Genomic DNA, 14,972 nt, shown 5'->3' on the forward strand with positions numbered 1-14,972 from the left:
TATCCCGCTTTAATCATTCGCCTCAATAACTTTTAGCTTTATGCTTTCAGCTTTACGCCTTCTCTGTAAGTATTTCTATCACTTTTTTATTCTTCTGTACTTTCATTTTATCCGGTACATGCGTCAGGATTTCTTTCTTGAAAGCCTCTATCAGTGCTTGTTTGATAAAATGCCGGTGTGTAACCAGGCTGATTTCCCTTACCGGTTCCGGTGCTTTGAAATAGCGCACCATATTTAATTGCCGCGTGGTGAGGTCCTGTAGGGAAAGTTCCGGTAAAATGGTATATCCTTCATTCAGATCCACCATTCTTTTCAGTGTTTCCACACTGCCGGTATTGTATTCCAGGTTCTTATTGTCGCCCATAGTGAATTTATCCTTGCAGATATTCAGCACCTGGTTACGCATACAATGACCTTCGTTCAGCAACCATACATCCTTGATGTCCAGCTCTTCGGCTTTTACTATTTTCTTTTCGTACAGGGCATTGCTTTTGGCGGTATACACCACAAACGACTCATAAAATAAAGGATGTTCTTCCAGGTGGGGATTATGCAGGGGAGTGGCCAGCAATCCGCAATCCAGCAGTTCCTGTTTCAGTTGCTGCATGATCTGCTCTGTGGGATATTCCCAGATCTCGAGCTTTACCTTCGGGTATTTTTTCATGAACCCGGTGAGTATGCGGGGAAGCAGGTAGGGCGCCAGCGTAGGGATGATACCCACCTTGAGGGTACCCTGCACCTCCTTTTTCTGGTCAGTGATGATTTCGCGGATGCGGGCATTTTCCTTGATAATGATCCTTGCCTGCGCTATCACGGAAACGCCTATTTCAGTAGGGACTACGGGGAGTTTGCTACGGTCAAACAGTTTTATGCCTAGTTCGTCCTCCAGTTTCTGGATCTGCATGCTCAGTGTCGGCTGGGTAACAAAACACTTCTCTGCAGCCATGATAAAACTTCTGTAGGTATCTACCGCAACAATGTACTCCAATTGAACTGTCGTCATTTTCCTCTAAATTGATAGCGCAAAGGTATCAATAAAATCTATAGGAAGGGGGGCGGAATTTAGAATTACGAATTTCAAATTACGTATTTGTCAGAAGATAGTAAACGCAAAGATGATCCTTCGCCGTATTTCTTCTCACAAATACGTAATTCGTAATGCTAAAATATTCTGTATCTGTATTTGATCTTTTCTGTATTACTGTACAGTTCCCGGATGTTGATGGAAGCCTGTATTTCTCCCACTGCCTCTGTTTTCAGGTTTCTGAATTCGGCCTGTTTGGCATCGATGATGCTTTTATCGGCCAGGCCATTATCCTGGGCAATTTTGAGGGAGTTATTCACCTTGGTATAATAAGAATCCAGCAGGGTAAAGTATTCGTTATATAAGTTCTCGAACCGTTTGGTTTGCAGTACCAGGTCTTCCAGCTGGTTATTTACTTCTTTCAGGGAAGAATTTTCGCGCAGCAGGGATTCGTAGTCTACCCGTTTACCCTTGGTATATTTTGTTTCCAGCTGGTTGAAGTAATCGACTACTTTTTCTTTTTTGAAATCGAAGAAGTATTCGTTCATCGTTTGGCTCAGGCCCTGATTACCTTTCTGCGGCGCCGGGAACTTCATGGAAGTAGCGGTGAAAGACAGGTGGTCGAACAGGTTGTCCTGCAGCAGGCTAAGCTGGTCTTTATTAAAGTTCAGGCCATATTCGAATTTCTGATTGGCATCATTTAATGCAGTGTAGTATACTACATATTTGTTGAGCTCTTTTTCAAAATCCTGTAATGACTTCTGATTGATTTGCTTGTTGTTTACACTCACGCTGTGCAGGAAGTTCATCACAGAGTTGGCAATGGCCAGCGGAGGTGTAAGCGAGGTAAAGCTCTGGAAGATCGGGCTGTTGATGATGGATTTGGTGGATTCCACAATCTTTGAATTCTTCTCTCCCTTATCGCTTTTATTTTTCAGGATGATCTTTTCTACCAGTTCCACGATACGGTCGCTCAGGGAAAATCCGAGGGCCTTACTTTCCGGGTTGTTCAACGAGGTGATGAATACGTCGAGATTGTTGGTAGTAGTACGGGATTTTAGATCGATGATTTTTTTATTAAGTAAATAGTAAGTTTCACTGGCATTGATGATATTATTCTTTATCAATTCATACTTAGTGATGTTATCGATTTCCTTTCCCTGCAGGAGGGCCTGTATGGCGGTAGAGTTTTGTTTGTCGTTATCCGTGATCCGCTGTACTTCTTCCATGAGTTTGCGGATAGTGGTATCCTGTGTTTTGATAACTGGAGCAACGGTGCCTTTCAGTTCCGGGTCCTGCGCATGCGCAGTGTGGAAAGTGAACAGGAGAACAAACGGGGCTGGAATAACTTTGATCCATCGGCAGGACCTTAACTTCAGAGCCAGTTGTACTAACGGCAATGGAACATAAAGCTTGTCAGTCAAGCGCTTGTCATGCTTCATCTCCGTTGGTAGGTGTTTTAACATGTTGTTTTTGCTTTTTGTTAACAAAAATTTAAGAAAATATGATGCCAAAAACATCATCAGGCAAAGATAAATAATTAATAACAGTTAAAATTAAATCATGATAGGTGGTGAAATTATGCTTTCCTGCGATATATTTTGAATTATCGGCAGGTGAGTTACCTTTGCGTCCAAATTTGATCCACTTTCATGCTTAATAACAAAAAGATAGTGGTTGTATTACCGGCCTACAACGCAGCACTTACGCTGGAAAAAACATTCCGGGAGATTCCTTTTGAAATCGTAGACGATGTGGTATTGGTGGACGATGCCAGTAAAGACGATACCCTTGAGGTGGGCAGACAACTGGGCATTAAACACCTGATCCGCCATGATAAGAACAAGGGTTATGGCGGTAACCAGAAATCCTGTTATAACAAAGCCCTGGAGCTGGGGGGAGATATAGTAGTGATGCTGCATCCCGATTATCAATACACGCCCAAGCTGATTACAGCGATGTGCAGTATTATTGCCAACGACGTGTACCCGGTGGTATTTGGGTCCAGGATCCTGGGAAAAGGAGCCCTGAAAGGGGGGATGCCCATGTATAAGTATATATTTAATCGTTTCTTAACATTGACACAGAATATCCTGATCGGTCAGAAACTGAGTGAATATCATACAGGATACAGGACTTTTTCGGCAGAAGTACTTCGTAATATCAACTATATGGCTGATAATGACGATTTTGTGTTTGATAATGAAATGGTTTCGCAGATATTTATGAAAGGATACGATATTGCGGAAGTGACTTGTCCTACCAAATATTTTGACGAGGCCTCCAGTATCAACTTCAAGCGCAGCGCCATTTACGGCCTGGGCGTATTAAGAGTATCGCTGCAACATCGTTTACATATGTGGGGTATCATCAAGGGAAAGATTTATTAAAAATATTAATATAGCAAGTGGGTTTAGCGCAACAGTATAATTTAGCGGGGAAGTATCTGAAGTATTATTTTACTTCCGGCAATCGTCACGATGTACATTCACCTTTTGTATATTCACTGATAGAAGACGTATTGCTGGATAAAAAGCAGCATCCTGCTTTCAGGGAAATAGAACAGTTGCGCAAACAGTTACTGCAAAGTGATGAAACGCTTCAGGTCACTGACCTGGGCGCCGGGTCGCTGATATCAGCCGGTAATGAACGCCGGGTACGGGATATCACCCGTTATGCGGCAAAACAGCCCAAATTCGGGCAGTTATTCTACCGGCTGATACAATACCTCCAACCGGGGCGTATCCTCGAACTGGGGACTTCTATGGGCCTTTCTACCGCCTATATGGCAAAGGCAGCACCCAAGGCCCGCGTATATACTATTGAGGGATGCCCTAATATCGCAGCAAGGGCGGCAAAGAATTTTGAATCCCTGCATCTCAGCAACATCACCCAGGTAACAGGAAACTTTGATACGGTACTGCCTGATGTATTAAAGCAAATGCAGTTGCCCGACTGGGTGTATATAGACGGTAATCACCGCAAGGAACCTACGCTGGCATATTTTGAGCAGTGCCTTCAGTTTGCGGACGAATATTCTGTTTTTATTTTCGACGACATACACTGGACGCCTGATATGGAAGCCGCCTGGCATATCATACAGGATCATCCGCAGGTGACCATGACCATTGACCTGTTTTTTATAGGCCTGGTATTTTTCCGTAAGGATTTTAAAGTGAAACAGCATTTTACATTGAAATACTGATTTTGTGGTAGTATATTGGGTATAAATTCCCCGATATGCGCTACCTGAAAATCCTCCTTCTGGCCTGCCTGCTGTCTACCGGTATGGTAGCGGCCGCACAGGACTTTTCACAGTATACCTACCAAACGTTTAGCCGTAAAGGTGATACGCTGCGTTACCGTCTTTTGTTGCCGGCGAATTATAAACCCCGCAAGAAATACCCGTTGATCGTTTTTTTGCATGGGGCCGGTGAAAGAGGATCAGATAATAATGCGCAGCTGCTGCATGGCGGGGAGATGTTCCTGCGCGACAGCATACGGCAAAATTATCCCGCCTTTGTACTTTTCCCGCAATGCCCGGTTAATCAAACCTGGGCGCCCATGCGGTTTGACCGCGACAGCACCGGGAAAGTGATCCGGGCTGATTTCCCGCTGGATGGCGATGCAACGCCCCCTACCGCGTTACTTAACCCCCTGCTGGATAGTTTGCTGGCCAGCGGAAAAGTAGATACCAAACGGGTGTACATCGGAGGTTTGTCGCTGGGTGGTATGGGTACTTTTTATATGATCACTACCCGCCCCGGGCTATTTGCCGCAGCCTTCCCCATTTGCGGGGCCGGCAATGTAGCTGAAGCAGGCCGTTTTGCTAAGAAAGTGCCGGTATGGATTTTCCACGGAGGCGAGGATAAAGTAGTGCCCGTGGAAGCTTCCCGTGCCTATCATGCCCAACTGAAATCGCTGGGCGCTGAAGAAAAATATACAGAATATCCCGGAGTGGGACACAACAGCTGGGATAATGTTTTTGTGGAGCCGGAGTTAATGAACTGGCTGTTTCAACACAAGAAATGACGCGGAGTTTGTCTTGCCCAGGATTAACAGTGATTATGATGATTTTCAGGATTTTTTCTTTGATGATTTAAAAAGATTAGCGAAGACAGAAGCGAGTATCCGCTTTTTTCTTCGCTAATCTTTTTAAATCGAAAATAAAATCTAAAAATAAATCCTGTAAATCATCATAATCACTGTTAATCCTGGGCAAGACAATCCTGGGCAAGACAAAATCTGCTGCATTAGCCACCCCCCAGCGCGCGATATAACGATACCATTCCCTGGTATACATTCCGCCGGGTAGTTACCAGCGCCAGTTCTGCTTCCAGTACGCTTTTTTGTGCGGTAATCACTTCCAGGTAGTTGGCGTAACCGGTAGTGAACAATATGTTGGCGGTAGATACTGCCTGCTGTAATACCAATACCTCCTTGCTTTTCAGGGTAAATGCCTCCTGCTGGTTTTCTACTTTATTTAATGCCGATGCTACCTCCTGGTAACCATTTACAATTGCCTGCTGATAGTCGTAAAATGCCGTATAGGCGTTGGCGGTACTGATATTGTATTGTGCTTTTATTTGTTTTTTATTGAAGACGGGTGCTGCCAGGTTACCCACGGCGCCCCAGGCGATCGACGCGGGTGACTGAAACAGCAGGCCCGCCTTAAAGGCGTTAAAGCCTGCATAGGGGGTGATGGTAAAAGAGGGAAGGAAGGCTGCTCTTGCCGCTTTAACATCTGCTTTAGCCGCCGTTAATTCCAGTTCTGCACGTTGTACATCCGGGCGTTGCAGCAGCAGGCTGCCGGGGATCCCGCTTTTAATGATACCCGGCAACACCTGTGCATCTTTCACAGCGCTGCGCATAATGGGTTGTGGCAGCCGGCCCAGGAGAGCATTCAGCTGATTTTCAAGGGAGGCAATTTCCTGTTTTACGCCAAATTCCAGTGCCTGTGTACTGAGTAATTGCGCGGTAAACTGTTGTACTGCCAGCTCAGTAGCCCTGCCCCCTGCCTTTTGGATGTGTACTGTGGCTACGGCTGTTTCCTGTAATGTAATGTTACGCTGAATGATGGCCAGTTCATTGTCCATAGCAGTGAGCTCATAATATAAGCCGGTTACGCCTGCCACTATCTGCGTTATCAACAACCGGCGTCCCTGCCGGCTGCCCAGGAAGCGGGCGTAAGCCGCCTGCCGCTGACTTTTCAGCTTACCCCACAAATCTATTTCCCAGCTGCTTCGTAAGCCGGCAAAATATTCGGGCGTAGGCCCCGGGATACGCTGGTCCTTGCTGATGTTGGGCGAAAGGTTGGTATCGTAGTTACCCACCCCGTTGAGGGTATAATCGGCATATTTATCTACGCCGGCCGACAGGGCCACGTTTAATGAAGGCAGCCATGCATTCTTTGCCATCATGAGGTTGGCTTGCGCGGTGGTAACCCGTTGCGCGGCCGACAGGAGGTCGAAGTTATTATGAAGCGCCGTATCAATGAGCGTGCGCAGGTGCGGATCGCTGAATACCTGTGAAAAGGTATGCAGTGATAAGGTATCTGCGGTGTAACCGGTAATAACGGGAACGGTAATACGTTCCGGCAGCGACAGTTCCTTTTGCGTGCTGCAGGCCACCGTAGCAGTGGCCATGCAGGCGTATAAGGTGTATTGATATAATCGTTTATTCATTGGTGTAAGCTTTTAGTTCAACATTTTTTTTCCTGATCATGGAGGCAAACAGCACATATAGTCCGGGTATGATCAGTACACCGAAAATGGTTCCTATAAGCATACCACCGGCGGCGGCGGTACCAATGGAACGGTTACCCATAGCGCCTGCACCGGAAGCAATACAGAGCGGGATGAGGCCCGCAATGAATGCAAAGGAGGTCATGAGAATAGGACGCAGCCTGGATACGGCGCCTTCTTTGGCAGCAGCCAGTATGGTAGCGCCATGTTTATTTTTGAGAATGGCAAATTCCACAATGAGGATAGCATTTTTCCCCAGCAAGCCAATCAGCATCACAAGTGCTACCTGTGCGTAGATATTGTTTTCCAGGCCCAGCAGTTTCAGCGAGAAAAATGCACCAAAGATGCCCGCGGGCAGCGACAATAATACCGGCAACGGCAGCAAAAAGCTCTCGTATTGCGCAGCGAGTAACAGGTATACAAACACCAGTACGATGATGAAAATGTAAATGGCCTGGTTGCCGGACAGGATCTGTTCTCTTGTCATACCGCTCCACTCATAGCTATAGCCTCTCGGCAATTCTTTAGCAGCTACTTCCTGCACGGCTGCAATTGCCTGGCTGCTGCTGAATCCCGGTTTGGCGTCGCCATTGATCATGGCGGCTGTGTACATGTTATAGCGGGTGAGTTGTTCCGGTCCGTATACGCGTTCCAGTTTTACAAAGTCCGAGTAGGATACCATTTCGCCGCGGTCATTTTTAACGTAGAGGCGCAGCAGGTCGTCCGGTTTGGTGCGATAGTGGGGATCTGCCTGTACCATTACTTTGTACATTTGTCCGAAGCGGATAAAGTTGGAAGCATAAAAACTTCCCATCAGTGTTTGCAGGTTGCTCATGGCATTTTCTATGCTCACCCCTTTTTTGGCAGCCATGGCCTGGTCTACATGGATCAGGTATTGGGGGAACTCTGCGTCAAAGCTGGTAAAGGCGCTGCCTATTTCCGGTCTTTTTTTCAGTGCGTCAATGAATTGATTGGTAACCTGGGCAGTTTGCCGCAAATCGCCGCTACCGCTTTTATCGAGCAGGCGTAATTCAAAACCGCTGGAGTTACCGAAGCCCGGAACCGTAGGAGGGGGGAAGAATTCTATACTGGCATCTGCCACACCGGCGGTGAGCTTTTGCAGTTGTTCGATGATATCCTGTACGGATGCTTTACGCTGATCCCATGGTTTCAGGTTTACCATGCCCATACCATAGGAGGCGCCGGCCACCTCATTTACCAGGCTGTATCCTGCCAGTGTGGATACAGATTCCACTTCGCCCAGCCGGGCGGCAATGGTCTGTACCTTGTCGAGCACTTCTTCGGTGCGCTCTACGGTAGCGCCGGGAGGCGTGGTAACGTTTACGTAGATCATGCCCTGGTCTTCCGTAGGAATAAACCCTGAAGGCAGCACCGCGCTGATACCCCAGGTAGCTGCAAAGAAAAATACAAGACAAGCCAGTGTGATGAGTCTCCTGCCGGCGATAAAGCTGATTAATTTGGCATATTTATTTTCGGTGGCATTATAGCCTTTGTTGAAGCCGTTAAAGAACCGTTGCAGGAGAGTCTTCTTACGGGGTTTGCCATGTGTGTCTTTCAGCATAATGGCACAGAGTGCAGGCGTTAGCGTTACTGCATTGATGCCTGAGATAACGATGGAGATGGCCAGCGTGAGTGAAAACTGCCTGTAAAACACACCTACCGGTCCGGATAGAAACGCCACCGGTATAAACACCGCCGACATCACCAGCGTGATGGCTACCAATGCACCGCTGATTTCTTTCATCGCCGCCAGCGTCGCTTCCATGGGCGGCAAATGTTCCTCGCTCATTTTTACGTGTACTGCTTCCACCACTACAATAGCATTATCTACCACGATGCCAATGGCCAGTACGAGTGCAAAGAGGGTGAGCAGGTTAATGGAGAAGCCCATCATCTGCATAAATGCCAGTGTGCCTATCAGGGCTACAGGCACGGCCAGCGCCGGGATCAGGGTAGAGCGGAAATCCTGCAGGAAAATGAAAACCACGATAAACACCAGGAGGAATGCTTCGAACAGGGTACGCACTACTTCATGAATGGAGGCGTCCAGGAAGCGGGATACATCATAGTTGAAGTTGAAGGTCATGCCCGGCGGGAACGAGGTGTTTTTCATTTCTTCCATTTTCGCCTTTACGTTGTTGATCACTTCGCGGGCATTGGAGCCGGGGCGTTGTTTCAGCATAATAGAGGCAGATGGTTTGCCATCTGTTTTAGACACCATGCTATAGGTAAGCGAGCCAAATTCAACGTCTGCCACATCTTTGAGGTGGAGTACGGAACCATCCTGTCCGGCGCGTAAAACGATCTGCTGGTATTGTTCCGGTTCAAAGAATTTACCGGTATAGCGTAATACATATTGCAGCATCAGCGGATTTTTATCAGAGCTTTCGCCTGTTTTACCCGGCGCTGCTTCAATATTTTGTTTGCGGATGGCCTGGATCACTTCATCGGCCGATACGTTGTAAGCCAGCATACGGTCGGGTTTCAGCCATATGCGCATGGCATATTCCTTGGCGCCCATGATTTCCGCGCGACCTACGCCATCGATGCGTTTGAGTTCCTGGAGTACGTTGATATCAGCAAAGTTGTAAATGAACTGTTCATCGAGGGAGGTGTCTTCGCTCATGATGTTGAGGTACAACAGCATGCTGTTTACTTCTTTCTCGGTGGTAACCCCGGCTTTGATTACTTCTTCCGGTAATTCATCAATAATGGTAGCCACGCGGTTTTGCACGTTTACCGCGGCCTGGTCGGGATCGGTGCCCACCTGGAAAAATACCTGGATAACGGTGATCCCGTCGTTGCTGGATACGGACGACATGTACGTCATGCCCGGCACCCCGTTAATAGCCCTTTCCAGCGGGGTGGATACTGCTTTCGCAGATACTTCCGCATTGGCGCCGGTATATTTAGCCGTTACCGTTACAGAGGGCGGCACAATATCCGGGAACTGGGTAACCGGCAATGTGAACAGTGCCAGTAAGCCTACCAGTGTGATAATAAGCGATATGACCAGTGACAGCACCGGTCGTTTTATAAAAGTTTCAAACATTGTTCCTTGATTTCAGCTAAAAAGCAGTGTGATTATAAACTCAGTAAACTATCCATGGACATATTGCGCGGCGAAATCCGGATACCGTCACGGATGTTGCGTACGCCTTCACACACAATACGTTCCCCGGGTTGCAGACCGGATTTAACGATGTAGAAATGTGCAAAGCGGGCGGCGGGGATAAAGTTTTTCATCTTCACTTTATTGGAGGCATCTACTACGAATACGTAGTTTTTGTCCTGCATTTCGAACACTGCTTTTTGCGGGATAATGACGGCGCTATCCATTTCAGTGGTGAGCCGCACTTTTCCGCTGGCGCCATGTTTAAGGAGTTTGGAGGGATTGGGAAAGCGGGCACGGAAGGCGATGGAGCCCGTGTTTTCTTCAAATTCGCCTTCTATGGTTTCTATTTTCCCGGAATGATGATAATCGGTACCATCGGCCAGCACCAGCGCTACCTGGCGGTAGCTGTTGTCGCCTTTGGCCAGGGCTTTATTATATTGGAGATATTCTGTTTCTGATACATTGAAATAAGCATATATTTCCCGTGTATCCGACACCGTAGTTAGCAGGGAGCCTTCGCTGATGAGGCTTCCTTTCTTCAGCGGAATGCGGTCAACGATACCATCAAACGGTGCACGGATGCAGGTATACGACAGGTGCATTTCGGCATTGGCGGTAGCGGAGCGGGCTTCTTCAATTTTGGCCTGCGCTGCGGCGAGTTTGGCATTCGCCACTTCCAGCTCGGAGGGCGCTACTACTTTTTTATCTACCAGTAAGGTAACACGGTCCACTTCCAGTGCAGCGGCTTTGCTTTCTGCAATTACGCTGCTGAGTATTGCTTTTGCTTTGGCCAGTTCTGCACGGTATTCTGCGTCGCTGATGCCAAAAAGCAGTTGTCCTTTTTTTACTTCCTGTCCTTCATCAATGTATATTTTATCGAGGAAGCCGTTTACACGGGCACGTATTTCAACATTTTGCACTGCCTGGATGTCGGTAACATAGGAGCGGTGAAGGATGGTATCTTTTGTTCCCAGTATGGTAACCGGTAAGGATTTTAATTCCTCTTTGTTGGTACTTTCTCCTTTGGTGGCGCAGCCAGCCATGAAAAGAGCGATCAGCGATGTAATGATCCCTGTATATTGACGCATAGCAATAAGATATTGATCCCGGTTTGACCGGAATAAGTGAATACAACACAGTAAGACGCTAATCCGCTACGGTAGCGGATAATGTGGACATCTTCCTAAATAAAAAGTAATTACAGCGGAAAACAGTGTTGTATTCAGAACGGTGTAAACCGGAAGAGGAAAGTGTAGTAAGCAGGCAGAAAGGACTTCTGGCGCTCGTACTCACCGGTTTTGTTAACGGGAATATAAATGCTGCGAGCAGTATTATCTGCATCGAGGTAGGCAATACGCGTGGCAGTACTTACCTGTGGAGCGCTGGCAGAGAGGTACCAGCGTGTTTTACGGCGATGTTTGGTAATATGCCATACATCTGTTCCATCGTCGTCTGCCTCCAGGTGTACCGGAATTTTATGAACGATGCGCAGCAGCTGATCCTGCTGTGATTGTTGTACGGTGATATCGTGCAACAGAAAATGGCGATGTGCTGCAAACGTGGGCAGGGCACCGGTTACCAGCTGCAAACATAGCAGGAAACAGACAGTTGCCCAGTGTTTTAATATGTGTACACGTTCGCTCATCAAACCCCAAAATTAATAGATTTTGTTTTATTTGGAGGTTAGTTTATTGTAAAGGAAATATTTTTGGATGACCGGTAAATGAGGAACAGGCTTTTACATTTTTTTGTTGTGGTGGATAGCACTAAAAAAGGCTGTCTCACTTTTAATGAAACAGCCTTACCACTCAGCACAGGATTGAATTGTTAACTATTTGATCGCCTGCATGGCAGATTTCGCGGCAGCTATTGTTGCATCCAGGTCTTCGGTGGTGAGTGCATTACACATAAACCAGCTTTCGAAGGCTGAAGGAGGCAGGTATACACCGCGTTCCAGCATGGCATGGAAGAATCGTTTAAATAATTCATTGTTGGCAGCGGAAGCGGCGCTGAAATCCACGATCGGGTATTCTGTGAAATGTGCGCTCAGCATAGATCCCATCTGGTTAATGCTGTGTACGATGCCGGCTGCGCCAAATGCTTCTTTTAATCCGTTTACGAGGTAGCTGGCTTTTTCTTCCAGTTGCTGATAAATAACCGGGTTATCGTTCAGTGTTTGCAGCAGCGTGTAACCAGCTATCATGGCGATAGGGTTTCCGCTCAAAGTGCCTGCCTGGTATACCTTTCCGGCCGGGGCCAGGTTTTCCATGATTTCTTTCGGGCCTGCCACAGCACCTACAGGCATACCTGCGCCAATGATTTTACCAAAGGTCACCAGGTCGGCTTTGATACCCAGTAATTCCTGTGCGCCGCCGCGTGCGAGCCTGAAACCGGTCATCACCTCATCAAAAATGAGCAGGATATTATTAGCGTCACAAATTGCGCGCAGCCCTTCGAGGAAGCCTGGTTGTGGCAGGATGCAGCCCATATTACCGGCTACCGGTTCTATGATGATGGCGGCAATATCACCTCCATGTTCTGCTACCAGTTGTTCTACTGCGGGCAAGTTATTGTAGGGGGCAGTGAGGGTATCTTCCGCTACAGTAGCGGTAACACCTGGAACAGACTGTATGCCCAGGGTGGCTACGCCACTGCCGGCGCTTACCAGGAACGCATCTGCGTGGCCATGATAGCAACCTTCAAATTTGATAAACTTATTACGTCCGGTATATCCTCTTGCCAGCCTGAGCGCTGTCATACAGGCTTCCGTGCCGGAGTTCACCATGCGTACCATATCAATATTAGGCACCATGGAAACTATGAGCGCTGCTATTTTTATTTCCAGTTCAGTGGGAGCACCAAAAGATGTGGAGTAAGCGGCATATTCCTGTATGGCCTTTATTACCGGCTCATAGGCATGGCCAAGGATCATAGGGCCCCAGGAGTTGATGTAATCAATGTACTGATTGCCATCTACATCGTACATGTAGGCGCCTTTGGCACGTTCCATAAATATGGGAGTGCCGCCTACACTTTTAAATGCGCGTACGGGAGAGTTAACACCGCCGGGAATTACCTGCTTTGCTTTCCCGAATAACATTTCACTTTTGCTGTACATCTGTTGGTGGTTTATTATTTTACGCAAGATACTGAATTATGCATTCAGCAGTTTTACGGCATCTTTGGCGAAGTAGGTAGCAATCAGATCCGCGCCCGCACGTTTTATGCTGGTCATGCTTTCCAGTATGGCCTTGTTTTCATCGAGCCATCCTCTTTCTGCCGCCGCCTTGATCATTGCATATTCGCCGCTTACGTGGTATGCACTAACGGGAACGGTTGTACGGTCTTTAATAATGCGCATTATATCGAGGTAGGCCATCGCAGGTTTTACCATTACAATGTCTGCGCCTTCTTCAATATCTATCAATGTTTCCTTGATGGCTTCCCTTGAATTGGCGTAGTCCATCTGGTATGTTTTTTTATCGCCGAAGCCGGGAGCGGAATCCAGTGCATCGCGGAACGGGCCGTAAAAACAGGAGGCATATTTGGCGCTGTAGGCCATGATGCCTGTTTTGTCGAAGCCATTTTCTTCGAGAATATTACGGATAGCGAGAATACGGCCGTCCATCATATCGCTGGGCGCTACAAAATCGGCGCCTGCCTGTGCATGGCTGAGACTCATACGTGCCAGTACTTCCACGGTAGGATCGTTCACAATTTCTGTGCCGTCCACAATACCATCATGACCATAGGAAGAGTAAGGATCCAACGCTACGTCGGTCATTATCACCATTTCAGGAATGGCATTTTTAATGCCGCGAATGGTGCGCTGCATCAGCCCGTCCGGGTTAACGGCTTCTGTTCCTTTGTTATCTTTTACGTTGTCCGGTGCTTTTACAAACAACAATACACTTTTAATACCCAGGCTCCAGAGTTCCCTGGCTTCTTTAATAGTAAGGTCAAGAGAGTATCTGAAATAACCTGGCATAGAGCTGATCTCTTCCTTCACATTTTCTCCTTCGGTAACAAATAACGGCGCTATAAAGTCGCTTGGTTTCAATATTGTTTCCGCCACCATTGCACGAATGGCGGGAGATACCCTTAAAATTCTGTTTCTTCTGATCATCGTTATAAAAATTTATTGTTTTATATCGTTTGCTTAGTCCAGTCGCGTGGTTTCAAAAACTCCTGCAGCTGTGCTTCCGGGCTGCCCGGGGTGGTATGAAAATCGTACTCCCAGCGGGCTACCGGTGGCAGGCTCATGAGAATAGATTCGGTGCGGCCATTTGTTTTTAAACCAAAAAGTGTTCCTCTGTCGTGAATAAGATTGAACTCTACATAACGCCCACGTCTATACGCCTGCCAGCTTCTGTGGGCTTCTGTATAGGGTAGTTGCTTTGTTCTTTCCACAATCGGGAGGTATGCTTCCAGGAAGGCTTTGCCATTAGCGATGGAAAAAGCCAGCCGTTGTGCTGCGGTGGTATTTTCATCCGGGCGCAGGTAGTCGTAAAATATACCACCTATGCCGCGGGCTTCGTTGTTACGATGTTTATTCACAAAATACTCATCGCAGTGTTGTTTATATTTTGGATAAAGTTCTGCTCCGAATGGATCACAGGCATTTTTGAAGGTTGTATGAAAATGGATACCATCCTTTTCGTCGAGATAGTAGGGCGTAAGATCGGCTCCGCCGCCAAACCAGCTGTCTTTCAGTGTTCCATCGGCTTCATACAGTTCAAAATAGCGGAAGTTAGCATGTACGGTAGGAACAAATGGATTCAGGGGATGAATCACCAGGGAGATGCCACAGGCCATAAACTGGCTGTTGGTAACACCAAACTGTTGTGCCATGGCTTCCGGCAGGTCGCCATGTACGATAGAGGTGCTCACGCCTCCTTTTTCAAATACGTTGCCGTCGGCGATTACACGTGATTTGCCGCCGCCGCCGCCGGGCCTTTCCCAGAGATCTTCCCGGAAGGTAGCTTTGCCGTCTGCTTTTTCCAGGGCTGCACAGATGTCATCCTGCAAACCGTGGATAAACGTGATGAATTCGTTTTTAATGCTCATG

General features: G+C 47.4%; 12 protein-coding genes. 3 read left to right on the forward strand and 9 right to left on the reverse strand.

Going from position 1 to position 14,972, the window contains the following annotated elements; genetic code table 11:
* Positions 1-52: 52 nt before the first annotated feature.
* Together KE626_RS06195 and KE626_RS06200 are read right to left on the reverse strand one after the other, a co-directional pair.
* Positions 53-1,003 carry a hydrogen peroxide-inducible genes activator gene (locus KE626_RS06195; protein ID WP_211971989.1) on the reverse strand — a complete coding sequence of 317 codons (951 nt, stop codon included), beginning with the start codon at positions 1,001-1,003 and terminating at the stop codon, positions 53-55.
* A 158-nt stretch (positions 1,004-1,161) separates the two neighbouring features.
* Entirely contained in the window at positions 1,162-2,490 is a 1,329-nt protein-coding gene (locus KE626_RS06200) for a hypothetical protein (protein WP_211971990.1), read from the reverse strand.
* Between the two features lie 186 nt (positions 2,491-2,676).
* On the opposite strand from KE626_RS06200, the gene KE626_RS06205 reads away from it, so the two are divergent.
* From KE626_RS06205 to KE626_RS06215, 3 genes are read left to right on the forward strand one after another with little or no spacing between them, the layout of a single operon-like run.
* On the forward strand, positions 2,677-3,414 hold the full coding sequence (locus KE626_RS06205) for a glycosyltransferase family 2 protein (RefSeq protein ID WP_211971991.1): 738 nt from the start codon (positions 2,677-2,679) through the stop codon (positions 3,412-3,414).
* 17 nt (positions 3,415-3,431) lie between these two features.
* Complete coding sequence (locus tag KE626_RS06210) at positions 3,432-4,229, forward strand: O-methyltransferase (RefSeq protein WP_211971992.1); 798 nt, start codon at positions 3,432-3,434, stop codon at positions 4,227-4,229.
* A gap of 35 nt (positions 4,230-4,264) precedes the next feature.
* A complete protein-coding gene (locus tag KE626_RS06215) occupies positions 4,265-5,056 on the forward strand; it encodes a carboxylesterase family protein (protein WP_211971993.1) in 792 nt (263 codons plus the stop codon).
* A 221-nt stretch (positions 5,057-5,277) separates the two neighbouring features.
* Here KE626_RS06215 and KE626_RS06220 read toward each other — a convergent pair whose 3' ends face one another.
* The 7 genes from KE626_RS06220 to hemF all read right to left on the reverse strand — a co-directional run bounded on the left by KE626_RS06220 (position 5,278) and on the right by hemF (position 14,971).
* Positions 5,278-6,708: a TolC family protein gene (locus KE626_RS06220; RefSeq protein WP_249207298.1), complete on the reverse strand. Its 1,431-nt coding sequence runs from the start codon at positions 6,706-6,708 to the stop codon at positions 5,278-5,280.
* Entirely contained in the window at positions 6,701-9,841 is a 3,141-nt protein-coding gene (locus tag KE626_RS06225; RefSeq protein ID WP_211971994.1) for an efflux RND transporter permease subunit, read from the reverse strand. Before KE626_RS06225 ends, KE626_RS06220 begins: the two co-directional genes overlap by 8 nt.
* A gap of 32 nt (positions 9,842-9,873) precedes the next feature.
* On the reverse strand, positions 9,874-10,992 hold the full coding sequence (locus KE626_RS06230; RefSeq protein ID WP_211971995.1) for an efflux RND transporter periplasmic adaptor subunit: 1,119 nt from the start codon (positions 10,990-10,992) through the stop codon (positions 9,874-9,876).
* A gap of 134 nt (positions 10,993-11,126) precedes the next feature.
* Positions 11,127-11,549 (reverse strand): hypothetical protein, encoded by a 423-nt coding sequence (locus KE626_RS06235; protein ID WP_211971996.1) that lies wholly within the window; start codon positions 11,547-11,549, stop codon positions 11,127-11,129.
* Positions 11,550-11,735: 186 nt separating this feature from the next.
* Positions 11,736-13,022: a glutamate-1-semialdehyde 2,1-aminomutase gene (gene hemL / locus KE626_RS06240; RefSeq protein WP_211971997.1), complete on the reverse strand. Its 1,287-nt coding sequence runs from the start codon at positions 13,020-13,022 to the stop codon at positions 11,736-11,738.
* Positions 13,023-13,058: 36 nt separating this feature from the next.
* Positions 13,059-14,030, reverse strand: a complete 972-nt coding sequence (gene hemB, locus KE626_RS06245; RefSeq protein ID WP_249207299.1) for a porphobilinogen synthase — start codon at positions 14,028-14,030, stop codon at positions 13,059-13,061.
* A gap of 20 nt (positions 14,031-14,050) precedes the next feature.
* Entirely contained in the window at positions 14,051-14,971 is a 921-nt protein-coding gene (hemF, locus tag KE626_RS06250) for an oxygen-dependent coproporphyrinogen oxidase (RefSeq protein WP_211971998.1), read from the reverse strand.
* Position 14,972 lies beyond the last annotated feature (1 nt).

Origin of the sequence: Chitinophaga hostae, assembly GCF_018224885.1 — a bacterium.
GTDB lineage: Bacteria > Bacteroidota > Bacteroidia > Chitinophagales > Chitinophagaceae > Chitinophaga > Chitinophaga hostae.